The organism is Streptomyces sp. NPDC056061 (assembly GCF_042266885.1).
In the GTDB taxonomy this organism is placed as follows: domain Bacteria; phylum Actinomycetota; class Actinomycetes; order Streptomycetales; family Streptomycetaceae; genus Streptomyces.
Genome location: NZ_JBHJWQ010000002.1, coordinates 434,087 through 457,918 on the forward strand (window position 1 = coordinate 434,087; position 23,832 = coordinate 457,918).

Here is a 23,832-nt window from a genome sequence, read left to right on the forward strand (position 1 = left end):
CGCGCCGGTTCTTGCCGCAGAATTCAGGTCAGGACAGAGGGGACGAGTGGGGCGCAGGCATAACGACTGCACAACACCCGGCGCGAGAGGCGCGAAAAGCGATGCACGAATCTTGTCCACCTGCGATTATCGGTTCGCTTCACCGAACCTCCACATCGTGCCACGCAGGTGAAGCAACCGGAACAAGGTGATCGGAGCCCTATCCTTGTCCCGGCAGGTCACCGACCAGCCCGGCCCGGGGTTCCAGGCCACCGAGGCCACCACCCGGCCCCCGTAGCTCAGTGGATAGAGCAGGCGCCTTCTAAGCGCTTGGCCGCAGGTTCGAGTCCTGCCGGGGGCGCACCGGACAAGACCCTCCCTCGGGAGGGTCTTTTTGCTGGCCGGGGCGATTTTCAGCCATTGACGGCGTAGGAGGGGACGAGGCGGGCGGGGGAAGGAAGAGGACTCCACCGGGCACGCCGCGGCGTCCGGTTCATCCGTGATGCGCCGGAATCCGCACCGGGCCACCGGCAGTCCCACGACACCGCCCGGGCCGAGGCAGCCCGTCCTCGACGAGGGCACCGTCGAGGACGGGCTCGCCGAGCCGCCGGGAGCCCGTCGGCGGCGGGAGCACGGCTCGGCCCCGCAGCGGGAGGGCGGTGGCCGGGGTCGTCCCGTACGAGGTGTCGCCGCCCGGAACGGAGGGGTAGGGAACGACCGCCTGTATCGAACAGGCGACACGGACCGTGTCTTCGTCCTCGGACCGTCCGCCGTACGGCGGACGGCAGGGCAGCGGACGGCAGGGCGGCGACACGGCCTACAGGGAGGGGACTTCTGTGAACTTCTGGGTGCGCGCGAGACGCGTCGGCGTGATCCTGGCGACGGGGCTCGCTCTCGCGGGTTCAGGGGCAGCCGCGTCATCGGCGCAGGAACGGGCCGCGTGGGCGGAGCCGGGGACGGGGACGGAACCGGTGGCGGTCTCCTCGTACACGTACACGAGCGAACAGGGCGACTGGGTCGGCGGCGGGGGTTCGGGCAGGTACGACGGCGTGTCGGCGAACGGCGTCGCCGGAGATCCCGGCACCGGGAGGATCTCGCTCTCCTCGAACTCCTGGGACATGGAGTTCGTCGCGCCTCAGGGGGAATCGCTGCGCCCGGGCGTGTACCGGGACGCGGAGCGCGACCCCTTCCGCGGCCGTGCGCCGGGCATGGACGTCAGCGGATTCCACCGCGGGTGCAACGAGGTGTTCGGGCAATTCGCCATCGATCAGATCGAGTTCGACGCATCGGGCCGGCTCTCCCTGCTGGACCTGACCTTCACCCAGCGGTGCGAGAGCGCTGATGCGCCCGCGCTCACCGGGGAGATCAGGTACCAGGCGTTCCCGCTCTCCTATGCCTACGACAGCGAGGACGGCGACTACATCGGAGGTGGAACCAGCAACAGTTACACCGGGTCCACCAGCCTCTTCCGGCTCACCGGCTCCACGGACGGCATCGTCGGCTACACGGGGTCGGGCAAGCGCGACAGCTGGAGCGTCCGGTTCGCGGCCCCGGAGGGCGAGCGGCTCCGAGTGGGACGCACCTACCGGACGGGCGACATCACCGACCGCAGCACCGCGTTCCTGGATGTCTCGCACGAAAGCCGCGGCTGCGGCAACCAGACGGGGGAACTCACCATTACCCGGATGGCCACCGACGACCAGGACCGGATCACGGCCCTCGCGGCCACCTTCCTCCAGCGTTGCGGGGGAACGACGGCGGCTCTCCGCGGGACCATCCACTACTACGCCTGACGGACCGCCCGGGCAGTCCCGGCAGGGGCTGCCCGGGGCCGGGACCGGTTCACGCGTGTTCCGCGCAGGCTCTCACGTCTTCTTCCGGCGGAGAAACTGGGGCACAACAGGGTGCCCCCGCCCTCAGCGCACCAACACCAGCCCGCATCCGTAGGCCCGCCCGTGCCCGATTCCACTCGCCAGGACCCCGACGAACGCCGCGGAATCCGTCACCGTCAGTTTGCCCCTGATCTCGGCGCGGGCGAGACGGAGTCCCTTGTGAGGAGCGGGGCTGGAGATGCGGGGAAGCATGCGGACCGACAGGTCGTCGATGGGAGCATCGGCACCCACGCGGGTCACTCCGTCGGAGGCGACAGGGGGCTCGCCGAGGGGTTGGAGGCGGCGGGCGAACCAGGACTTCACGTGATCGGGCCGGGTGTGTGCGATCCGAGTCCCGCGAGTCTTCTCCGGTGAGCCCGGTGTCGGCGGACGGCTTCGGACGGGGTTGACGACGGTACGGAAATCGACCGTCTCTCCCACGCCGAAGGTACGGTCGAGGGTCAGCGTCTCCGGTTCCTCGGCCAGTGCGGCCCTCGGGATCCTGCTCCAGTCACCGGGGACGCGGGACTGGACCACCAGGGAGAGCCGCGCCTCCCGGAGGTCGAGCGTCCAGGTCGACAGAATGCCCATCTGAGCGCGAGCGTCACGGCTGCCGTCGTCGACCCAGCCCCGAAACCCGCTCATGACCGTTCGGTGCATGTCCTGCGCGTCGATCAGTGACTTGGCCACGTACGGGTGCCGGGCGTCCAGGGCAAGGAGGGTGTGTGTGGCGACGAACCTCGCGGAGGTGCTTCGGGGCGCTTTCACGGGATGATGTTCCAATCGCCGGCGTGCGGATCGATGGTGACGCGGATCCGGGACTCCCAGCGCACCGCGTGCTTCGGACCCATGGCGTGGAAACCCACCGGTTGGTCCATGACCGGGCCGGTTCCGGGCAGCGGGAGACGGCTTTCGACCCAGGCCCAGGGACGGTCGTTCCGCGTCTGTGGAGGCACCTCGAAGAGCGCGGGCAGCAGTGCCACGGCCGAGAAGACCTCCGCGAGAGTGCCGGGCAGAACCCCGAGGGCGAGTTGCCCGGACGGCGGGCAGGATTTCCTGCCCAACCAGAGCAGGCGCTTCGGGTGTTCCAGGGCATGGCCTATGCGCTCCAGCAGTTCCTTGTCGGGGTGCTGGAGCCCTACGAGGAAAGTGGCATCGGCCAGATACCAGCGTTCGGTGATCAAGGCATTTCTGCGCACCTCGCCGGAGACGAGCATGCCCGAGAGCGGATCGGCGGCGATCTTCTTCGGCGCTCCGTACCAGTCGTCCAGTTCATGGTGGCCGAAGGTGTCCCCGGTGCTCGTCTCCAGCATCTGACCGGCCGCGGCAGCACGCCGGTGGTCGGTGGCGATGTCACGCGGTCTCAACGGATACCGGCCGGCACCAACGGTGTGGTAGTCGCGCACCGGCTTGCCGGGATGGTCGGCCCGGACGCCGAAGAGCAGGGGGGTCAGTTCGGCAAGCGGGTCGTTCGTGTCATTACGGGGGACACCCGGCGGAGGTTCCCGCGGGAGGCCGAGCGCTGCCGCGCACAGCCCGATCACCCCCGACTTGGTGGGTCTGGTGTGCGTGTCGCGCCGCCCGAACCTGCCGACCACGCCCCAGGACTGCAACGGCGCAGCCAACCGCACCAGCAGCACGTGGTTCACGACGTCAGCTCCTCGATCTCCGTCACGGCCTCCACACCCGCATGGCCTGACTCCCTGAGCACGGCGTCGATCTGCGGGTCGTAGGTCAGGACCCGCGCGGCCCGGAGGTCGGAACGACGGTCGCTGACGAAAGCATGGTGGGCCAGGAGCCTGCGTACCGCCGCCGGACCGGCCGGACCTTCGCCCCCTGCGGCGACCGGGTTCTCGTCGATGGGAAGCTGAAAGGCGGCGGCGTAGTTGTAGGGACGCGCGCCCTCGAAGGCGAGGACCAGCGCGGGCAACGAGCCGGTGGAGGCCGTGGAGTTCTTCTTGGCCTCGGGGAACGCCTCCACGAAGGCGTTGACGAACTCCTTCTCCGCGGCGACAGCGGCCTCGGCCGCCTCATCCTCCGTCATACCCGCGGCACGGAGGTTGGTGATCAGCTGGACGCGGTCGAGGGCTGCGTGACGGTAGAAGGTGCCGGAGATCAGCGACTGGTAGCCGGTCATGCCGGCCCCGGCGTCGTCGGCGGCGTCGAGGAAATCCAGCGCGTTCCGCTTCCGGTGCAGCTTGGCGTCGTCCGCCGCCGCGTAGAAGTCGTCGACCTGCTCGGCCTCATGGACGGTGAACGCATGGCCGCTCTGCACCGCCCCGTCGACATTGGGCGAGTCGGCGATCTCCGCGAGGAACCGCCCGTAGAGAGCGATGTCGATGGCATCCCGGGGCGCGATGGCGAGCAGCACGGCATCACGGTGGTGCTTTGCCAGCGCGGGCAGCGACGCCTCGACGGGCTCAACCGCCTCATCCGGATCGGGCTCCGTCTTCCGACTGCTCTTCCGAGCCGCCTTCTTGCTGTTCTCCCGCTGAGCCAGCAGATACGCGTCCCGCCAGACCCGCAGGTCGTCCGCGTGCGTCTGGACGTGTTCGGCGATCCTGGCACCGGTGTCGGCCGGGGCGAAGAGGAGCACCTTGGTCAGATTGGCGACGGTCTTCTTGGCCGGGTCGCCGAACTTGAGGCCGGTCGCCTCGATGACCGCGCGCGCCGTGGTGACGGCCTCCTGCTTGTCCCAGCCGTGATCGGTCTCCAGGGCCTTGGCGGTGATGAGCGCCCACTCACGGGTGCGGAGTCCGGTGCTCCGGCCGGCCAGCGCGCCGATGCCGACGTTGGCCCGATGGCGGGCGTGCACGCGTTCTGCCCGGCGGCGCGCCTGGCTACTGATCATGTGACGTTCGACGCCGCCGTAGACAAGACTCTTCGGCGATCCGTTCTCGTCCCGAACAGGCAGTACGGCGACCAGGGTCTCCAGCAGGTGAAGGGAGAGGAACTGGCTACGGGGTGCCTCGGTCACGTACTCGCGTCCTTCCACATCGTCTGATTGTTCGTTCCGTTCCGACTCCGCGGGGGCGGGGTGTGGAAGTCCACCGACCATCCGTAGGCGATGCGCGCCTTGCGGTCGTGCCATCGCGTGAGGTCGTCGGTGAGCCGACTCCACGAGGGCGGAGCCTGCTCGCAGGACCGCAGTCGGGTGATCGCGTGCTGGAGATGGCGCCAGGGAACGCGACGGCTCGCGACCAGGCTCGCCAGCAGCCGTTGCGCCCCGGGGTTGTCCGGACCGCGCCCCGTGCCGTCTCCGATCCTGCGCGCCGCGGCTCCTAGGCTTCCCACCCCGTACGAAGGCACCGGCCTGCCCTGGTGGTAGACGCCGAAGAGGAAGGCGACCTTCTCGAAGACCTCACGGTGCTCCGGTGGCCCGAACCATCCGGCGCGGATGTGGGTGTCGGTCGGCCGGGTACGGCGCAGTTGGGCGAGTTCGCCGTACCCCCGGTTGTGTACGAGGCTCACCAGCCAGGCCGTGAGCTGCTCGGCGCCCGGTCGGTCCGAGAGGGACTCGGTCCGCTCCGTCATGTGTGCATCTCCCCTCGGAGTTCGGCAGGGGCCTTCTTGTCGGCCATGTCCCAGCGGAAACGCTGCTCGGCGCGGGCACGGGCGCGGTGGCCCTTTTCGTTCTGCGGGAGGGGGTCGAGCCGCTGTTTGAGGAAGTCCGCCGCCATGAGCCGGAGTTCACCTGCATAGTCCAGCAGACCGAGCGGCACCGGTTCGCCTCGGGCGGTTTGGTCGAGCAGTTGGTAGAAGGGTTCCTCCGCCGCGGGCCAGAACTCCCGGCGGGCGTCGAAGCGGGCCATCTGGGCACCGCGGTCGGCGGGTTTGGGGTTCGGATAGACGATCTTCCATGCCGCGTAGGCCGACCGCTCCAACGCGCGGGCCACGTACTCGGCGATGTCCGAACCGCGCCGGGACGCCTCGCACAGAGCCTCACCCTGGCTCGGGGCGTACGGGAAGTACCCGTCCGTCCAGGAGATCGCGAGGGTCTTGTTGGCGATGAGCCCGACGGCCCACATCGTGCAGGGCGGACCGTCGCCGTCTCGCGGGAACGACAGGTCCCGCAGCCGCCCGAACAGGCCCTTGTCCGCCTCCCTCGCCGCGCTGTAGAGCGCGTGGGCGTCGCGCCACAGGGCCCGGGTGGGCGACGGCCAGAGCGGTTTGCCGTGCCCGTTCAGCTTCTTCGCGAAGACGGCGTCCTCCAGGTCGCGTTCCGGGTCGAGGCTGAGGAGCTCCCCCGCACCGATCAGCACCCGGTCGACCATGACGGGCTCGTCCTCCGCCGTCGACACAGGACGCAGGAGAACGGAGCGACCGAGGCTGCTGTGCAGGTCCGCCGGCCCGGACGTGACGCGCCCCGGCGGCTTCGTCTTGAATCCCCGGCGCGGAAAGTCCGCGGTCGTCCACGACCGGTTGAACTTGCCCACCTCGCCGCCGGCGGGGGGATAGAGGTTCAGCCGCAGCGTGTCACCGACGGTGCGGCCCTGGACCACGACTCGGATGCGGCCCTGGAGGCGTCCTGCGGCGAGGTTGGTGAGGCTCGGTCCCAGTGTCGCCTTGCCGGAAACCCTGGCGCGGCCGGACAGTCCGTAGACGTGCTGGGTCAGCAGCGCCCTGAACGCTTCGGCGGCCGGGAGCGGTTCGGAGTGTTCGAGATGGTGGTGGTCGAAGAACTGGCTGTAGTCCCCCACACGCTCCAGAACCAACTGCGCGGGCCCGGTGCCATATTCGTCCAGGTAGGGCGCCAAGTCACTGTTCTGCCCGAGAGGTCGGTCGAGATCGAACAAGTTCCATCCGTCATCGGGCTCACCGGCCAGCCACTCCGCGACACCGTCCAGGCCGCGCCCCTCGCCCACCCAGGTACACCATTCCGCAGCGGATGACGGAAAGGCCTCGGCGGCGAAGCAGATCGCCAGCAGATATTCCACGAGCGCAACGCCCTCCCCCGGCGTCGCACAGGAGAGTGCACTCAACTGCTCGGCACGGCAGAAGACTTCGAGCAGAGAAAGTTCGACGGCCTCACCCTCGTCGGTGATGGCGGGCGCACAGGGCTGATGACGCGGGTCCCAGACGGGACGCCGCTCGACTGAAGGACGCGCTACGGACAAGACTGGCTACCGCTCCGGTCGGTCGTGACATACAGCGACCGGGGTAACGCTAGCAGTAATGGAATTGTCGCATCGGGCACTCCCGAAGAGCTGCCCGAGAACGCAACGCGCGGGTGGAACTGGAGACATCCCCGCTCACGCGGGGAGGGAAACTGCACCGATGCCAAAAGCGCATGACGGGCCATCCCTTCGAAAGGGATCACTGATGACGCCTCACGAACTGTACAAGGTCGCGCATATGCGGCGAAATCAACGTTCGTGTGGGAGTGGAAGGTAGCCTGTCAGCACGTCGGAGCGTGGTGGCCACCGCCGTTTCCAGCGGCAGCCACCACGCGTTTCCCTGGCTTCGATCCGCCTGTACTCGCTGGTGACGACGAGGCGGACAAGCCGTCCGGCTGGGCGGTCTCGGCGATCTCAGATCGTCGGGACCGCCCACGTTGCCAGGTGATCACCCATACAGCTGATCACCGGCGACGCCGTCGCACCGAGCAGTAGGCAGGTCAGGTCTCGCCACCGGTTCCCGTAAACGGCGTCTCGCCGACAAGCGCGGCACCCCGGTTCTTCCTCGTCGTCCGGGCTGCGTCTCCGCATCGTCATGCCTCTCCTCTCGTCGTACATCGTGGGCATCCATCGGGGCCCTACGCCGCGAGCCTCCCCAGGCGCGGCCGCCGGGCGACGCCGACTCGCCACTGGTCACACCACTTCAGCCCAGACGGAGCAGTAGACCGAGAGGACGATGCTCCAAAAGCACATGAGTACCCTCCCTCTACCTACTTCACGTCCTCCGCGAAAGCGCCCGTGGGCGCCGTCAACGGGGCGGCCTTCGCTTCATCAGGATGGCCAACGTGGCGCGAGCGTCCCGGCGATGGCCCGGAGTGCGGGCCGCCACCGATGTGATGGCGACGACCGCGAGCAGGACCGTGTACATCACGCCGCCGACGGCGACCAGGGTGGCGGCATCCTTGGCGATAGCTGACAGGAAGTGCACGGTAAAGATCCTTCCGGCTGGCGCCCGGGGCTTCCTCCGCCGGGCTGCACAGTCAGCTTGGCGGAGAGGCCACCGCGGTCCTAGCCATCGCACGGGCACTTAATAGCCCCAGGTCAGGGCGCCAGGTTGATCGTTTAGGACGCAAAAGGCGGAGGAGAAATGGCGATCGTGAAGAGGGCGCGCAAGGCATTCGGCGCCAAGCTGGACGACCTCCGGAAGAAGGCCGGTGCCAGCTTCGTCCGCTGCGGGCAGGAGGCCGACGTGGACGCGGCGTCTGCCAGATTGTGGTGCCGCGGTGAGAAGGCCCCCGGCCATGGCAGCACCCAAGGTGTGGTGCGGCTCGTCGAATATCTTCGGCGCGAGGCCGGGGAGGACGCCGGTTTCGACGACGAGTGGCGCCGGGTGCTCGACGACGCACAGTTGGAGGCGGAGGACCATCGCGGCACGTCCAAGGGCCGCGGCGAGGACCGGAAGCGTCTCGCTCGCTTCGGGGCAGACACGTTTACGGGAAGGCCATTTCACAGTCGTGACAGCGAATGGCAGGCCATGACGTCCTTCGTCGAAGCATCCGGGGACCTCCCCTCGTACCTCTGGTGGCAGGCGCCGCCGGAGGCGGGAAAGTCGGCCCTGCTGGCGCAGTTCGTGCTGAACCCGCCGGAAGGGGTGAATGTGGTGGGCTACTTCCTGTCCGGAGCCAGGGGATGGAACCGGTACGAGCATTTTGCGTACGAGATGGCGGGGCAGTTGACCGATCTTCTGGGAAGGAAGAAACCTGCCGGGCCACAGGCCGTTCCACGGGCGAAGCTCCAGAAACTGTTTCAGGACGCAGCGAGGCGTTCGTCCAAGGACGGGCGCCGACTGGTGATCGTGGTCGACAGTCTCGACGAGGACGCCGCGTGGCGCGGCGGGCTGCCGAAAAGCGGAAGGCCCGATGTGAGCATCGCGGCGCTGCTCCCCCACGAGGCACCCAGCATGCCCAAACGGGCCACGGCCCGGGACGCGAAGCGTGGCATCCGCGTCATCGTGTCGAGTCGCCCCACTGCGGAGCTGCCGACCGATGTTCCGGCCGAACACCCCTTGCGGAGGCCGGAGTCCGTGCGGTCGCTCGCTCCGGTCCGTGCGGCCCGGCCGATGAAGCGGAGCGTACGCGATGAACTGGAACCGCTCGGTGCGTCGGAGCCGGGGCGGGCTGTCATGGGGCTGCTGGCGGCCGCCGAGGCCGGTCTGCGCGTCGAGGACCTGGCGGAGTTGACCGGTGTCGAGCAGGTCGAACTGGCTCGGCTGCTGGCGGGTGTGCGGGGGCTGTGTCTCGTACCGGAGGGCTTCGATTCGCCGAGCTATGTCCTCGGTGACGAGAAGCTGTTGCGCAGCGCCCGGGAGGAGGTCGGACGGGAAGGGCTCGGACGTGCCGTCGACACGCTGCACGCCTGGGCCGACTCCTGGCAGGCGCGTGGCTGGCCCGTCGACACTCCTCGCTATCTGCTGTCGCACTATCCGCGGCTGCCACACGGGACAGACGGGGTCGAACGCTTCGTGCTCGATCCTCACCGCCAGTCGACGCTTGTCGAACTGGGCCGCCTCGACGAGGCACGGGCGCAGCTCGAACTCGTCACGGCCGAGCGGACGGACGATCTCGGCGTGACCGCCCGGGTGGCCGTCTCCCGGGCCCTGCTCACGACACAGGCGCGTCTCGTACCGCGACGGTTCCCCGAATTGTTCGCCCTTGCGGGTGATGTGTCGCGTGCACGAGCGCTGGCGCTGTCGGCACCGGAGTCGGCGGCCAAGGCGGTGCGGCTGACCGATGTCGCCGTGGTGCTCGCCAAAACGGGAGGATCGGGTCCGGAAGCCGAGAGCATCGCCCGGGAGGCGGTCGAGTGGACGGAACGCGCCACGGAGGAGGCGCTGTCCGTCGTCGAACCGGACGAGGTCTTGGACCAGTTGAAGGGCGCCGGACTGGCTCTCTGCGGCTGTGGGCTGACGGCCCCCGGACGCAAGATACTGCGTGCCGTTCTCTCCTGCGGGAACGCGGGATGGACTTCCCGGCTCAAGGCGGCGGTGGCACTCGGCGGCGAAAGCACGGACAGGTTCATCACCGTGGCGGAACACGCGGAAGGACTGCATCTGGGAATACCGGAACAGCAGGCCGAGGCCCTGGAGATCTGGGGCGAACTGATCAAAGCGTCGGGAAAGGACGAGCCCGCCTTCCGGGACCTGGTCCTGGGCTTCCGTCACGCGCCGATGTGCGTTCCCCGCTTGGCAAAAAAAGCCTCTCTCCGGGGCAACGTCGCCTTCCGGCAACGTGTGGAAGACTTCTGCGCCGACTTGGACCCCAAGTCGAATCTGGTCCATGTCGACCTGCTGGCGCTGGCTGCCACGGTGCTGGGCTCGGGACGCCGGGAGAGTGCCCGCAACTTGTTGCAGCAGGCGCAGGAGGCGTTACTCGAAGCGCTCGCCGCGCCCGAAGCGTTGTCACCCGCCGACCGCGCCCATCTGGAGCTCGAACTCTCCACCACTCTGGCCCGCGTGGTAAAAGCCCTCATCGATGTGGAAATGCCGAAGAACGCGGTGGAGTTTCTGGGGGCGGTGCCGGCCGAATGGCACCACGATGTGCTCGGCGACGACGTCCGGGAGCCCGCCATCGCGGTGCTGACCGAGAACTCGTTGGGCCTGGGAACGACAGCAGGGGCAACAGCGCGGGAGCTGAGGCCGGTCGAGGTAGCGGAGAGCAGGGACGACACGGGGCGGGAGGCGGATCGGAACGCTGAACTCCAGCAGGTCGAAGAGGCGTTGAAGGCGAACCCTTTGCACGGCCGTCGGCTGCTTGCTGCGGCCTTCGCCCGATGGGAGGGCCATGTCGCGACGGCGGATGCCCGGGGGTGGACGGACTTGCTGGCCGGAGCACTCGCCGCAGCGGGGCATATCGACGACGCGGTGCGTCTGTCGGTGCGCTCTCCTGAACCGGCCGATCGAGCAGGTGCGCTCGCCGCCCTGTCGGTGGCCTGCGCGTCCGGTGGGCATGTCGCCGAGGCCGGACGGTGCGCCCGGGAGGCGGCCGAGGCGGCGGCATCCCTGTGTGAAGCCCCGTCGCCCTCGAACGGCCGCGAGACGTTCCTGGCCGATCTCGTCGCTCAGGCCTTCGCCCACGCGGGCGACGCGGACTCGGCGGAGGTGTGGACGCGCGGGAGTGCGTCCGGGGGCAGGAAGCACGTCCAGGTGGAACAAACGCGGACCGCCGTGGCCGTGGGACTTGCGGCACACGATCCGGAGGCCGCCGCCCGGATCGTCGGGGAACACCTCGTGAATGCGGGCCGCCGGACCTCTCTGCCACCGCAGCTTCGGGCGAAGGCCCTTCCCGCCGTGGCGGAACTATTGCTCGCCCTGCCCAACCCCCGACGGCACGGCGCCGAGATGTGCGCGGCGCTCCGGACCGGCTGTGCACGCGTGGAGGAGGACATCAGGCGGTGGGACCCGTACGCGGTGCTGGTCCACGCCCTGCTCGACGAGGGTGCCTGCTGCTCCGAGGTGCCTGGGCTGCGGGGCAAGCTGGCGGGCTGGGAGAGATACATGGTCAGGACGGCACTGCCCGGAGGAGTGCTGCCCGTCGCGGAATGGGCGGTCCTGCACGCCTTCCGGGGCAGTGTCTCCGAGGCCCGGAAGACGGCCGAGCGGGCGGCCGACCCGGACGGCCGTGCCGCTGCCCTCGTCTCGGTGGCGGCGTACCTCGCGGGCGTCCGGCCGATCGTCCCGGCCACGGACGATTGGGCACCGCGGAGGCGCTCGGCGCTGCGCTTCGGCGCACTCGCCGATGCCCTCGGTACGGGCTCCTCCCGGGACGTGGACGAGGCCCGCCGCCTCGTGCGAGAGGTACTGGCAGGCGAGCACTGGCATCATGCGTTGCCCCTGCTCCCCCGTCTGGCGCCGGAGGTGCTGCCGCAACTCGCCGAGACCGCGCTCGTGCACCTCCGTGCCCGGCCCGGCACCGGCGGGACCGGCCGGGCGGAGTGCTGAGCGGTCCGTGAGAGCGGTCCTCGGGCCGCCCGTCCCACCCGGGCAGGGCAGGACGCGGCGGGGGCGGACTCCGGGGGCTGCGCTGCGCTGGTGTCGGGGCGACGATGGGGTTGTCGGCCGGAGAGGACTACGTCGGACCGGCGCGGGAAGGTCCCGCACCGCGACGGGAGACGGTCGGGGCTGACGACGGGGCCGTGGCTCGGCGTGGAGCGTGGGGCGCTCGGACGGAGCACGTCAGGCGGTACGGGCGCGGGGGTTCCTCCGGGAGGAGGCGTGATGGTGTTCTTCATGGACCGTCGTGATGCCGGTCGTCGGCTGGCCGCCCGGGTGCGGCATCTGCGGGGCCTGCCGGTTCTGGTGCTGGGGCTGCCCCGTGGCGGGGTGCCGGTGGCGGCGGAGGTCGCCGAGGTGCTGGACGCGCCGCTGGACGTGTGCCTGGTGCGGAAGCTCGGGGTGCCGTACCAGCCGGAGCTGGCCATGGGCGCGATCGGCGAGGGCGGCGTACGGGTGATCAACGATGAGGTGGTGCGGGCGGCGGGGGTCTCACCGGACGAGTTCGCGCGGGTCGAGGCCCGTGAACGCGCGGTGCTGGAGGAGCGGGCGCAGCGGTATCGGGGGAACGGGCAGTCGGCGGAAGCGGCGGGCCGGACGGTGCTCGTGGTGGACGACGGCGTGGCCACCGGTTCCACGGCACGGGCGGCCTGCCGCATCGTCCGGGCCCGCGGTGCGGCACGCGTCGTGCTGGCGGTTCCGGTGGCGCCGGAGGGCTGGACGGAGCGGCTGAGCGGGGAGGCGGACGAGTTGATCTGCCCGGAGACGCCGAGGGACTTCTTCGCGATCGGGCAGTTCTACGCCGACTTCTCCCAGGTCGACGACCGCGAGGTGATCGCCTGTCTCGAACGGTCGGCCGCCGGGCATGCCCGTACCGGCGCCGCGGACGGCGGACCGCCGGTCCACGAGCGGGAGGTGGTCGTGGAGGCCGGGGCCGTGCGCCTGGACGGGCGACTGACCGTTCCGGACGGCGCCGCCGGGATCGTGCTCTTCGCGCACGGCAGCGGCAGCAGCCGGAACAGCCCGCGCAACCAGTTCGTCGCCGCCGGGCTGAACCGTGCCGGACTCGGCACGCTGCTGTTCGACCTGCTCACCGAGGCCGAGGAGGGAGACCGGGCCAATGTGTTCGACACCGCCCTGTTGTCCCGGCGGCTGGCGGACGCCACCGAATGGCTGCGCACCAGGCCCGAGGCCGAGGGCCCGGCGCTGGGGTACTTCGGGGCCAGTACGGGTGCCGCCGCCGCGCTCGGTGCCGCCGCGGAGCAGGGCGGGCGGGTCTCCGCCGTCGTCTCGCGCGGTGGCAGGCCCGACCTCGCCTGGGCGTCGCTGCCCTCGGTCACGGCTCCCACCCTGCTGATCGTCGGCGGTTGCGACCGTACGGTCCTGGAACTCAACCAGCAGGCCCAGGAACGGCTCCGCTGCGAGAGCAGGATCGCCGTCGTCCCCGGCGCCACTCACCTGTTCGCGGAACCCGGCGCCCTGGAGGAGGTCACCGCCCTGGCCCGCGACTGGTTCGTCGACCACATGGCCCCGACCGCCCATGCGGCTCCGGTCTGATCCCTCCTGGACGTCGCACGGGGCGAGTGGCGCGGCAGGAAGCGCGGAGGGAAGCCGGACGAAAACCGGAGGCGCGAGGGTAAAGGGTCGGGGGGCGTGCGAAGGGGGCCGGGAACATGCCCGTGGGCCTGGTGACGCTGTTCCTCTGCGGTGACGTGATGCTGGGCCGCGGCGTCGACCAGATCCTGCCGCACCCCGGTGACCCGGCACTGCGCGAGCCCTGGGTGCGGAACGCCCGCGACTACGTCGCGCTTACCGAGGCGGCCGCCGGACCGATTCCCCGGCCGGTCGGTTACGCCTGGCCCTGGGGCGAGGCGCTCGGCCTCCTGGACGGGGTCGCCCCCGACGCCCGGATCATCAACCTGGAGACGTGTGTCACCCGGGGTGGGGCGTTCGCCCCCGGCAAGGGGATCCACTACCGCATGAGCCCGGACAACCTGCCGTGTCTCGCGGCCGTCCGTCCCGACGTCTGTGTCCTGGCCAACAACCACGTCCTGGACTTCGGAGACCGGGGACTCACGGACACGCTCGCCACGCTGTCCGGCGCCGGGCTGCGGACGGCCGGTGCGGGACGGGACGCGGAGGAGGCAGGGCGACCCGCGACCGTCCCGGTGCGCGGGGGCGGCCGGGTGCTGGTCCTGTCCTGCGGGCTGGCCTCCAGCGGCGTCCCGCACGGCTGGGCCGCCACCGCTGACCGGGCGGGCGTGGAGTTCGCGGACGAGCCGTCCGCGGCGGTGGCGGAACGGCTCGTCGAGCGTGTGCGTCGGGCGCGGCGCCCCGGCGACGTCGTGGTGGTGTCCCTGCACTGGGGGCCGAACTGGGGGTTCGGCGTATCGCGCGACGAGGTCGGTTTCGCGCACGCGCTCGTGGACGGTGGGGTGGATGTGGTGCATGGCCACTCCTCGCACCATCCGCGACCGATCGAGACCCACCGGGGGCGGACGATCCTCTACGGGTGCGGCGACTTCGTGGACGACTACGAGGGAATCGGCGGCTACGAGCGCTACCGCGACGACCTGCGGTTGCTGTACCTCGTCACGGTGGAGGCGGACACCGGCAGGTCGGTGGACGTGCGCATGATTCCGCTCCAGGCGCGGCGCATGCGGCTGGAGCGGGCGTCGGACGAGGACGCCGAGTGGTTGCGCACGGTCCTGGAGCGCGCCGGTCGCCGTTTCGGCTCGCGGGTGGAGCGCGCCCGGGACGGGGCACTCGTCCTGCGACCACCGGCGGACGGTGGCGGTGGGCGGGGACCGGAGCAGTAGGAAGGGGGCCGGGGCCCGGAGCAGTAGGAAGGGGGCGGGGCCCGCCCCCTTCCCTCGCCGTACGGCTCACACCCCGCCGCGCCCCGCGTCCCCTCGGCCTACGGCGCGCGACCGGCCGCGCGCCCGCCGCGTCGCCTCCCACAGGGCCCGTGGCGGGCGGATCGCCGCGTCATCCGCCCCGCCCCGCACCTCGCGCACCGCGTCATCCGCCCCGCACCTCGCGCGCCGCGCCCGATCGCACCGCCGCGGCGCCCTGCGGCGGGTCAGCGGGAGAAGGACGAGCCGAGCTTCGCATCGGTGGGTGTGGTGCCCAGGGTTCCGTGGCCGAACGTGAAGGAACCCTCGGCGGTCGGGCCGGACGCCGTGGTGGGGAAGACCCAGAGGGAGCCCGCGTCGGCGTTCTCGCCCGGGGCTCCGACGAGCAGTTCGGTCCGTCCGTCGCGGTCGGTGTCGACCAGCGCGACGGCGGCGCCGAACCGGTCGTCGGCCTCGGCGACACCGGGGACGTTCGCCGTGTCCTGGTTGAAGCCCACGGTGCCCTTTCCGGTGGGTCCGGAGGCGGTGCCGGGCAGGACCAGGACCGATCCGGCGTTCTTCGTGGTGCCCAGGTCCTCGCCGGGGACGCCTACGGCGATGTCGCCGTAGCCGTCACCGTTCACGTCTCCGATCGACACCGAGAAGCCGAAGCCGTCGGAGTGTTCGGCGACGCCCGGGACGCCCGCGCTGTCCTGGTTGAAGACCTGGGCCCGGTCGCCGCGTGGACCGGTCGCACTGCCCGGCACGTAGGTGATCATGCCGCCTTCGGCGAGCGGGAGATCGACGTCGCTGTCCTGGCCGTCGACCGGCCGGCCCACGACGAGGTCGTCGTACGCGTCGCCGTCCACCCGGCCCGCCGTGATGGTCTCGCCGCCCTGGAGACGGTTGCCGTCCTTCCCCTCGACGACGGTGTACTCCTCGGCGAGACCGCTCGCGCCGCCCTTGCGGATCAGGATGCGCCGGGAGTCGTATTCGTCGCCGTCGTGGACCACGGCGGCGAGGTCGTCGCGGCCGTCGCCGTCGAAGTCGCCCGCGGTGAGGTCCAGGTACCGCAGGTCGTCCATGTCCCGGATCACCCTGACCGGGGCCGCGGCGCCGCCGTCGCGCCGGAACGGGCCGGACAGGATGTGCAGATCGCCCCCGTCGAGGGTGACGACGTCCGTGGCACCGTCGCCGTCGAAGTCCCCGACCGCGGTGCGCGTGCCGATCTTCGCGTTCTGCTCGTCGCCGACCAGCAGGGTCGCGCCACCGGACAGTCCGTGCGCGCCGCCCCAGAGCACGGTGAGCGATCCCGCCGATTCGACGGTGCCGTTCCGGTCGTTCCCGGCGCCGACCACGAGGTCGCTGTACCCATCCTGGTCCAGGTCGGCGGAGACCACCGATCCGCCGAAGGCATCACCCGCCTCGGCGGTGTCCGGGACTCCGGGCGAGTTCTGGGTGAGGACCTGCTTGACGGCGGTCTTCGGGCCGTTCGCCGAGCCGTACATCACCCCCACGTACCCGGCCCCGGCCCGGCCGTCGACGGTGGCACCCGGCGCGGTGAACGCCACGTCCTGATAGCCGTCGCCGTTGAAGTCGTCGCGTACGGGGGGCCGGGCGGACGCGGCCCCACCCGTGCTCGCGGAGGCGGCTGCGGGGGCGGGCGTCGTCGCCCCGGCGGAGGTGGGCAGGACGATCACCGCGGTCGCCGCGGTGGTGGCCAGCGCGAGGGTGGTTCCGAGGACGCGGGCGGCTCCGAGAGCACGGGCGGTTCCGGGGACGCGGGTGGTTCCGAGAGCGCGGGTGGTTCCGAGGACGCGGGATGCCACGAGGACTTCTCCGTTCGGTCGGGGTGTGGGGTGCGAACGCCCGTGCCGGAACGGGGAGTTGCCGGACCGGTACGAGTTCCGCGTGGACTGGGACCCGCTCGCGCACCCGATCGGTTGCGCCCCGGACAGGACCGTCACAGCACCTCCACGCGGGCACGACACCCAGGGGCGGCGAGCGCCGGGGCCGCACGACGAGGACGGGCGCGGGCGGCTCCGGGTTCCGGCGTCCTACCGGGCGGCGACGACGAGAAGCGCGAAGGCGGCCAGGGACAGCACGGTCCGGATGCGGTGGAGGGTGTTCCAGCGGGCCTCGAACGCCGTGCGGGCCGCTCGGTCGTCGCCGCCCTCGGACGTCGCGAGCGCCTTGTTCAGCGGGATGTTGCCGGTGATCGTGACGAGGTGGCTGCCGAGGGCGCAGCCCAGCGCCGTCACCGCCCACGAACGGCCGGCGACGGCGTTCCCGCCCCTTGTCACGACCACGGCGGCCGGGAGGACGATCACGCCGACGAAGAGGACCAGGAAGAGCGGGCCGGGCACCCTCTCGTTGAAGCGGCGCATCGCGTCCGTGAACCGCTCGTCCGGGAGCGCGGCGATGCCCGGCATGATCGCGATCAGGAACGTCAGCAGAAATCCCGCGTAGAGGCCGGTCGTGAGAAGGGCAAGTGCCAGGAGCAGGGAGGACATGGCGCCCATCATGGCTTCGCGGGCCGCGCCGGACCGCCGCTTCTCGCACATCCGCCCGAGTCCGGACGCGCCGGAGTGCGCGGGAACGGGGGCGGGCCCGGCCCCCGCGCCCTCCGGGACGTACCTGCCGGAGGGCACCGTCGGAGCACACCCGCTCAAGGCACGGCCGTCGGGGCACACGCACACGGCACCCCCTCGGAGCGCACCCCGCTCAGGACACGATGTCCTTCCGGCCGAATCCCCGGAAGGCGAACGCGAACAGGATCAGGGCGTAGGTCACCGAGATCGCCGATCCCTTCACCATGCCGCCCCACTCCAGCTGCGGCTGGAGGGCGTCCACCCAGGCGAACTGCCAGTGTGCGGGAAGGAATTCGCGCCAGGAGCCGAGGGCGGTGACGGCATCCAGGACATTGCCGACGATGGTCAGCCCGACCGCCCCGCCGACCGCGCCCAGCGGGGCGTCGGTCCTCGTCGAAAGCCAGAACGCCAGCCCGGCGGTGACCAGTTGGGACACGAAGACGAACGCGACGACGAGCGCCAGCCGGAGGACGGCCGTCGAGCCGTCGAGGGCTCCTCCGGTGGGGAGTTTCAACGGCCCCCAGCCGTAGGCGACGGCTCCCGAGGCCAGTGCGACGAGCGGCAGCAGCACCATCGCGGCGAGGCTGAAGCCGAGCGCCACGACGAGCTTGCTCCACAGCAGCCTCGTCCGGGGCACGGGGGCCGCCAGCAGATACCTCAGCGAGGACCAGCTCGCCTCGGAGGCCACCGTGTCCCCGCAGAACAGCGCCACCGGGATCACCAGCAGGAATCCGGCCGAGACGAACAGGCAGGTCGCGGCGAAGTTCGCGGCGGACGCGGTCGCGGTGTCCATGAGCGTGATCCGGCTCGCGCCGCCGCTCCGCGAGGACGGGGTGCCGCCGATCGCGAACGCGGCGATCAGGACGAACGGCAGTGCGGCCAGCACCCCGCCCATGAGCAGGGTGCGGCGCCTGCGCAGTTGACGCACCGCCTCGACGCGCAACGGCAGGGTGCGCCGGGCCCGGTAGCCGGATGCCTCGGCCGTGCCGACGCCCCCGGCGGCGATCGCGGTACCGGTCGTCGGGCCCGCGCCCGATCGTGTTCCTGCCACCGGTTCCGTTCCCGCCCCTGGTTCCGCCCCCGCTTCCGTCCCCGGTTGCGCCCCCGTTTCCCTTCCTGCGGTACGTGTTTCCGCGGCATCGCCTGCGGCACTCATGCGGGGCCTCCGGAGATCAGGGTGAGGAACGCGTCCTCCAGGCGGCGGTGCGGCCCGACACCGGTCACCGGTACGTCGAGCCGGACCAGTTCGGCGATCAGCTCGGGTGTGGTGGCCCCGTCGAGGCGTACCAGCAGTCCGTGGCCGTCCCCGGTGCGGGTGGCCGAGCCGATGCCCGGCAGCGCGGCGATCTTCTCCACGAGGGGGTCGGCCGGTTCGTGCGCGGTGCCGACGAACAGCATGTCGCCGGATCCGGTGATCTCGGCGACCGGGCCCGCCCGGACGAGCCGGCCGCGGTCCATGACCACGAGGTGGGTGCAGGACTGTTCGACCTCGGAGAGGAGGTGGCTGGAGACGATGACGGTCCGGCCGCCGGCCGCGTACCGGATCATCACGTCCCGCATCTCACGGATCTGCGGCGGGTCGAGCCCGTTGGTCGGTTCGTCGAGGATGAGCAGGTCCGGCATCCCGAGCATGGCCTGGGCGATGGCGAGCCGTTGCCGCATGCCCTGGGAGTACGTGCGCACGGCGCGGGCGAGTGCGTCACCGAGTCCGGCGATCTCCAGCGCCTCGTCGATGCGGGCGTCCTCGGCGGGTCGGCCGGTGGCCCGCCAGTACAGCTCCAGGTTGGCGCGCCCGGACAGGTGCGGCAGGAATCCGGCGCCCTCGACGAACGCGCCGACGCGGGACAGTACGGGCGCCCCGGGCCGGACGGCGTGTCCGAAGACACGGATCTCGCCGTCGTCGGGCGCGATGAGGCCCATCAGCATGCGCAGGGTGGTGGTCTTGCCCGCGCCGTTGGGCCCGAGCAGCCCGAGCACCTGCCCCTTCTCGACCCGGAAGGTGAGGTCCCGCACGGCATACCGGTCGGCGGAACCGGCGTATTTCTTCGACAGGGCGGTGATCTGGAGGGGCACCTCGGCGAGTGCGGCGTCGGGTGCGGGGGCCGTGGTGCGGCGGCGGGCGGTGAGCAGGATCAGTGCGGCGATCACCGCGGCGGCGGCCGGAAGGCCCCAGGTCCACCACGGCAGACCTGCCGCCGCGGTCCTCAGACCGGGGGCGGTGGGGACGGTGAGGGGTCCGGTGGTGGTCACGGTGTAGGTCGCCGGCTCGGCCGGTGAGGCGTATCCGAGGTCGGTGGCGGAGAGGACCAGACGGAGCCGGTGCCCGGCGTCGAAGCGGTGGTCGACGGCGGGGAGAGTGAGGGACACCGCCCGGCCCTGGCGGTCCGGGGTGATCCGGAAGGGCGCGACGAGTTGTGCGGGCAGCACCTGCTGCGTGCCGTCCGGCGATACGTCGTACACCTTGCCGAACAGCACGGCGTCGCCCCGGTCGGCCTTCACCTCCACCCGCACGGTCGGCGAGCCGGTGACGCGCAGCGGTTCGTCCAGCGGTGCCGAGTCGAAGCCTGCGTACTGTCCGGGCACGTCCATCGAGAGGCCGACACCGAGCGACGAGAGCCGGGAGAGCCCGCCGCCGACGCCCGGCACGGCGGAGACGCCCGGCGGGTTGGCTCCGGCGGGATTGCGGAACGTCTGCGTCCGCAGTGCGAGGCCGACCGTCCTCCCTCCGGCGCCCAGTCCCGGGTACGTGGCGCTGCTCGCCCCGCGGGTACGGGCGGCCCCGTCGGTGGAGTCGACGCCTCCGGTCCGGGTGACGCGGAATCCGGGCCCGGTACCGGTGGACTCGTCGCCCTTGAGGTATCTGTCGAACCAGCCGGTGATCCGTTGCCGCACCCGGCCGGTCTCCGGGTCGCCGCCGTCGTGCCCGCCTGCGATCCAGTCGACGGCGACCGGTGCCCCATTGCCGCTGATGGCCCTGGCCATGGCGTCGGCCTGGCCGAGCGGGAAGAGGGAGTCGGACTGGCCCTGCACGATGAGCGCGGGCACCCGGATGCGATCGGCGACGGCGCTCGGGGATCGCTCGGTCAGTAGCGCACGTGCCGCCTCGTCCGGCCTTCCGGTGACGGCGACCCGCTCGTACATCGCGCAGATCCGTTTCTCGAACTTCTGGCAACCGCCGCCGGAGGTGACGAAGATCCCGGCCCAGAGCTTCTTGAAGACTCCGTCGGGGAAGAGCGCGTCGGCAAGGTTCCAGTAGGTGATCTGCGGCGCGACGGCGTCCACGCGCTTGTCGTACCCGGCGGCGAGGAGCGAGACCGCTCCGCCGTAGGAGGCCCCGGTGATACCGACCCGGGGATCGCCCTCGGCATCGAGCCGTACCTCGGGCCGGCCGGCGAGCCAGTCGATCAGCCGGGACACGTCCGCGACCTCGCGGTCGGGGGCGTTGAGCGAAATCCGTCCGCCCGACTTCCCGAACCCTCGGGCGGACCAGGTAAGCACGGCGTACCCGGCGGCGGCCAACTCCTCGGCCTGCGCCCGCACCTCGTCCTTGCTGTTGCCGAAGCCGTGCCCGATCAGCACGGCCGGACGGCGTTCCGTGCCGCCGGTGGTGAAGTAGGAGGTGTCGATCGGCACCCCGTCGAACCGCATCATCCGGTCCTGGCGGTGCACGGCGGGGCCGTCGGCCCCGGCTGCGGCCGTCCAGGTGCCCGCCCCGGCGAGTACGGCGAGGGCCGCGATGCCTGCGGCCCATCGTCCGCGTCCGCGGGGCATCAGCCGCCGCCACCGGGGCGTACGCGGGTCGGTGATCCTGCTGGTTGCCGCCATGGCTCCCGAGCCTAACGACCCCGGGAGCAGGAGGGGGGTGGATCGGCGAGCGGCGTCATGCGGCTCCGCCTCCGGGCGGAGCCCCCACTCCGCTCGGCCAGGAACATGGAGGCACCCCGGGCGCAGTTCCTTGCCCCTCCTCGCCCCTCCTCGCCCCGCGGCCGATCGCGGCCGATCCTGCCCGAGGCCGTCAGCGGTCGGACGTCCCGGACGGACCGTCACCGGAGCGGGTGGCCGAGCCCCCTCGGGGCGTACGGCTCCGGCCCGCCGTACTCCGTACGCGGTATGCCGGACTGTCCGGGCAGACGCCTTTCGCTGACAGGAACGCCGCGGGCTGGCACCCTGCCGCTCATGAAGCACGCAGAAGCACTACTCATCGGCGGGCGCGCGGGCGTGGGGAAGTCGACCGTGGCCTGGGAGGTCTCGGCACGATTGCGGGCCGCCGGGACGGCGCACGCGGTCCTGGAGGGCGACCTGATGGGCCAGGTCCATCCGGCACCGGACGACGATCCGCACCGGGCCGCGATCACCGAGCGCAACCTGACGGCGGTCTGGGCGAACTTCGCGGAACTCGGGTACCGGCGGCTGATCTACACCAACACGGTGAGCGTGCTGCCCGAGTCGGCGGCGATGTTCGAACACGCGATGGGCGCGGATGTCCGGATCATCCGTGTCCTGCTCACCGCCTCCGACACCACCACGTACGGGCGGCTGGTGGGCCGCGAGATCGGTTCGGAGCTGGACCGCGAGCTGGCCAACAGCGTCCGCAGGGCCCGTCTCCTGGACGAGCGTTCGCCCGCGGACACGGTCCGGGTGGCCACGGACGGAAGGAAGATCACGGACATCGCGGGCGAGGTGCTGACCGCGACGGGGTGGTGAAGTCGACGAGGTGGTGAACTCGACGGAACCGTGAAGCCGGTGGTCCCGGTGGGTCCGGGCGGTGACGGACCCACCGGGCCACCGGCTCCGCGGCGGCTCACATGGTGTTGACGATGAGTCCGATGTGGGTGAAGTAGTTCAGCCCGCCGAAGATCAGGAAGGCGATTCCGGCCAGCCCCCAGACGACACCGATCACCGGGCTCATCCAGCTCCTGGGGCGCCGCAGCGCGAACGGGAAGAGGAGCGCGCCGATGCCGACGAGGACGTACAGCCCGGACATGAAGCTCGCCTCCAGGATCGGCCACTTCGCGAACTCCCCCGAGATGGGTTCTTCGGGCGGGGCGGCGAAGAGGGTGTACTTCCAGCCCGCGGCGGCGATCCCGAAGCAGGCGAGCCCCATACCGAAGACGAACAGGGAGAGCGGTGAGGCGACGCGCGCCGTGAAGGCGACGCGGTCGTCGCCGAGAAGTTCGGCGCCGCGTTTCCACAGGTAGAACGAAGCGGCGAGCAGGAAGACGCCGAAGGCCAGGGCGGGTTCGCCGAAGATGATGTTGTCGAACGGGAAGCCCTGCCCGGCGAGCGGCCAGGTCAGCGTCATGTGGAGGCCGGTGGTGACGAGGGTGAAGCCGAGGGCGCCGAACGCCAGCGCCCAGCCGTCGGACGTGGTGATGCGTCCGGGGGCGAGGAGCTGACGTCCCAGTGCCACCACGAGCAGCAGTCCGGCGCCGGCGGCAACCGACATGATCGTGTTGTACGTCGGCATCCTGGTCCAGTCGATCTTCAGGCCGGATGCGGCGAGGGGCATGACATGCTGGATCATGCGCGGAGCGTAATGCCCGATATGACCTTTATCGGGGATTTCCCCTCCGGTTCCCGGGTCAGACCACCGCGGCCTTCGGGAGCGGCACCCCGCCGAGCGGATACGGCGTCTCCCGCGGCAGGAGTCCGGCCGCTTCGTCGAGCCGCCCGGCCGCCACATGCGCGTGGATCCGCCGGGCGAGCGGGGTGACGTCGCGGATCGAGACGGTCCACTCGTCCGCGTAGCGCTCCGACGCCTCGCCGGAGAGGCCGAGTTGCAGGGACCGGTACGGCAGCCGTTCCAGGCGGAGGTCCCGCTCGGGGTCCCACTGCACGCGCGCCGGGCTCCGGCGCAGCTGCTGCTGCCAGGTGGCGCGGTCGGGGTGAACCCCCCGTACGTAGTGGGAGAGTTCGGAGCGGGCAAGGGCCCAGTCGAAGCCCTCGCGGGTGATCTCGACGGCCAGGACGGTCTCCTGCCCCTCCTTCGCCGCCCAGCCGCAGCGGTACATCATCCACAGGAAGCTCGGCTTGATCCAGGTCATGCGGTCGCGTTTCCACACGTCCGGGAAACGTCCGTCGCGCACGGCGGGCAGGCCGATGAACGGGGCATACGCCTGGTAGACGGTGATCGTGCTGTCCGTGTGCTGGGCGCGGATCTCGTACTGCGGCCCGGTCGGAGCGGTCATGGCCCCATCACAGCACCGGGCGGCTCCGGGGGCGAACGAGTTACGGCCCCGCCCGCGCCGCCGCGAGCCGCGGTCGCAGGCGGTGGAACCGGAGGGGACAGGCCCGGGGAAACCGGGGAGAGGGGAACCGTGACGGTTCCCCTCTCCCCGGTTTCCCCGGGCTCCGCCCTCGGACCGGAACAGCCCTCGGTGCGGTCGCTCAATC

The 23,832-nt window shown here is 71.1% G+C and carries 17 protein-coding genes and 1 tRNA gene; 6 read left to right on the plus strand and 12 right to left on the minus strand.

All coding sequences use genetic code 11. The features are described from left to right. The first annotated feature begins 267 nt into the window (after positions 1-267). Together ACFC79_RS05950 and ACFC79_RS05955 are read left to right on the plus strand one after the other, a co-directional pair. Positions 268-340: transfer RNA gene (locus tag ACFC79_RS05950), tRNA-Arg, on the plus strand. Between the two features lie 475 nt (positions 341-815). Further along, positions 816-1,772, plus strand: a complete 957-nt coding sequence (locus ACFC79_RS05955; protein WP_376235728.1) for a hypothetical protein — start codon at positions 816-818, stop codon at positions 1,770-1,772. 123 nt (positions 1,773-1,895) lie between these two features. On the opposite strand, the gene ACFC79_RS05960 is transcribed toward ACFC79_RS05955, so the two are convergent. From ACFC79_RS05960 to ACFC79_RS05985, 6 genes are all read right to left on the minus strand, one after another. Further along, positions 1,896-2,618, minus strand: a complete 723-nt coding sequence (locus ACFC79_RS05960) for a type I-E CRISPR-associated protein Cas6/Cse3/CasE (RefSeq protein WP_376235730.1) — start codon at positions 2,616-2,618, stop codon at positions 1,896-1,898. Continuing rightward, positions 2,615-3,499 carry a type I-E CRISPR-associated protein Cas5/CasD gene (gene cas5e / locus ACFC79_RS05965; protein WP_376235732.1) on the minus strand — a complete coding sequence of 295 codons (885 nt, stop codon included), beginning with the start codon at positions 3,497-3,499 and terminating at the stop codon, positions 2,615-2,617. The genes ACFC79_RS05960 and cas5e overlap by 4 nt, the downstream gene beginning before the upstream one ends. Further along, positions 3,496-4,827: a type I-E CRISPR-associated protein Cas7/Cse4/CasC gene (locus ACFC79_RS05970; protein WP_376235734.1), complete on the minus strand. Its 1,332-nt coding sequence runs from the start codon at positions 4,825-4,827 to the stop codon at positions 3,496-3,498. Before ACFC79_RS05970 ends, cas5e begins: the two co-directional genes overlap by 4 nt. Continuing rightward, positions 4,824-5,384: a type I-E CRISPR-associated protein Cse2/CasB gene (casB, locus tag ACFC79_RS05975; RefSeq protein WP_376235737.1), complete on the minus strand. Its 561-nt coding sequence runs from the start codon at positions 5,382-5,384 to the stop codon at positions 4,824-4,826. The genes ACFC79_RS05970 and casB overlap by 4 nt, the downstream gene beginning before the upstream one ends. Continuing rightward, entirely contained in the window at positions 5,381-6,967 is a 1,587-nt protein-coding gene (locus ACFC79_RS05980) for a type I-E CRISPR-associated protein Cse1/CasA (protein WP_376235739.1), read from the minus strand. Before ACFC79_RS05980 ends, casB begins: the two co-directional genes overlap by 4 nt. Positions 6,968-7,775: 808 nt before the next feature. After that, complete coding sequence (locus ACFC79_RS05985; RefSeq protein ID WP_376235742.1) at positions 7,776-7,955, minus strand: hypothetical protein; 180 nt, start codon at positions 7,953-7,955, stop codon at positions 7,776-7,778. A gap of 159 nt (positions 7,956-8,114) precedes the next feature. Here ACFC79_RS05985 and ACFC79_RS05990 point away from each other — a divergent pair, with 159 nt between their 5' ends. From ACFC79_RS05990 to ACFC79_RS06000, 3 genes are all read left to right on the plus strand, one after another. Continuing rightward, positions 8,115-11,963 carry a hypothetical protein gene (locus ACFC79_RS05990; RefSeq protein ID WP_376235745.1) on the plus strand — a complete coding sequence of 1,283 codons (3,849 nt, stop codon included), beginning with the start codon at positions 8,115-8,117 and terminating at the stop codon, positions 11,961-11,963. Between the two features lie 279 nt (positions 11,964-12,242). Next, complete coding sequence (locus tag ACFC79_RS05995) at positions 12,243-13,571, plus strand: phosphoribosyltransferase family protein (RefSeq protein WP_376235839.1); 1,329 nt, start codon at positions 12,243-12,245, stop codon at positions 13,569-13,571. Positions 13,572-13,687: 116 nt separating this feature from the next. Then, positions 13,688-14,833: a CapA family protein gene (locus tag ACFC79_RS06000; RefSeq protein ID WP_376235747.1), complete on the plus strand. Its 1,146-nt coding sequence runs from the start codon at positions 13,688-13,690 to the stop codon at positions 14,831-14,833. A 263-nt stretch (positions 14,834-15,096) separates the two neighbouring features. Here ACFC79_RS06000 and ACFC79_RS06005 read toward each other — a convergent pair whose 3' ends face one another. The 4 genes from ACFC79_RS06005 to ACFC79_RS06020 form a co-directional block, all read right to left on the minus strand. Further along, the gene (locus ACFC79_RS06005) at positions 15,097-16,677 is read right to left on the minus strand and encodes an FG-GAP repeat protein (RefSeq protein ID WP_376235750.1); all 1,581 of its coding nucleotides are present in this window, start codon (positions 16,675-16,677) and stop codon (positions 15,097-15,099) included. A 228-nt stretch (positions 16,678-16,905) separates the two neighbouring features. After that, positions 16,906-17,361, minus strand: coding sequence for a DUF1772 domain-containing protein (locus ACFC79_RS06010; RefSeq protein ID WP_376235841.1), 456 nt, complete (start codon positions 17,359-17,361; stop codon positions 16,906-16,908). Between the two features lie 211 nt (positions 17,362-17,572). Further along, positions 17,573-18,445, minus strand: a complete 873-nt coding sequence (locus ACFC79_RS06015) for an ABC transporter permease (protein WP_376235843.1) — start codon at positions 18,443-18,445, stop codon at positions 17,573-17,575. Positions 18,446-18,591: 146 nt separating this feature from the next. Further along, positions 18,592-21,210, minus strand: a complete 2,619-nt coding sequence (locus ACFC79_RS06020) for an alpha/beta fold hydrolase (RefSeq protein ID WP_376235845.1) — start codon at positions 21,208-21,210, stop codon at positions 18,592-18,594. 405 nt (positions 21,211-21,615) lie between these two features. Here ACFC79_RS06020 and ACFC79_RS06025 point away from each other — a divergent pair, with 405 nt between their 5' ends. Then, entirely contained in the window at positions 21,616-22,143 is a 528-nt protein-coding gene (locus tag ACFC79_RS06025) for a hypothetical protein (protein ID WP_376235753.1), read from the plus strand. A gap of 97 nt (positions 22,144-22,240) precedes the next feature. Here ACFC79_RS06025 and ACFC79_RS06030 read toward each other — a convergent pair whose 3' ends face one another. Further along, the gene (locus ACFC79_RS06030) at positions 22,241-22,963 is read right to left on the minus strand and encodes a DUF981 domain-containing protein (RefSeq protein ID WP_376235755.1); all 723 of its coding nucleotides are present in this window, start codon (positions 22,961-22,963) and stop codon (positions 22,241-22,243) included. Between the two features lie 58 nt (positions 22,964-23,021). Beyond that, the gene (locus tag ACFC79_RS06035) at positions 23,022-23,627 is read right to left on the minus strand and encodes a DUF4291 domain-containing protein (RefSeq protein WP_376235757.1); all 606 of its coding nucleotides are present in this window, start codon (positions 23,625-23,627) and stop codon (positions 23,022-23,024) included. Positions 23,628-23,832 lie beyond the last annotated feature (205 nt).

Excerpts from the sequence above, each read along its gene's own strand:
- ACFC79_RS06010 (WP_376235841.1), bottom strand. The coding sequence starts at position 17,361 with ATGTCCTCCCTGCTCCTGGCACTTGCCCTTCTCACGACCGGCCTCTAC.
- ACFC79_RS06000 (WP_376235747.1), top strand. The coding sequence starts at position 13,688 with ATGCCCGTGGGCCTGGTGACGCTGTTCCTCTGCGGTGACGTGATGCTG.
- ACFC79_RS06030 (WP_376235755.1), bottom strand. The coding sequence starts at position 22,963 with ATGATCCAGCATGTCATGCCCCTCGCCGCATCCGGCCTGAAGATCGAC.
- ACFC79_RS06025 (WP_376235753.1), top strand. The coding sequence starts at position 21,616 with ATGAAGCACGCAGAAGCACTACTCATCGGCGGGCGCGCGGGCGTGGGG.
- ACFC79_RS06020 (WP_376235845.1), bottom strand. The coding sequence starts at position 21,210 with ATGCCCCGCGGACGCGGACGATGGGCCGCAGGCATCGCGGCCCTCGCC.
- ACFC79_RS05990 (WP_376235745.1), top strand. The coding sequence starts at position 8,115 with ATGGCGATCGTGAAGAGGGCGCGCAAGGCATTCGGCGCCAAGCTGGAC.
- ACFC79_RS06035 (WP_376235757.1), bottom strand. The coding sequence starts at position 23,627 with ATGACCGCTCCGACCGGGCCGCAGTACGAGATCCGCGCCCAGCACACG.
- casB (WP_376235737.1), bottom strand. The coding sequence starts at position 5,384 with ATGACGGAGCGGACCGAGTCCCTCTCGGACCGACCGGGCGCCGAGCAG.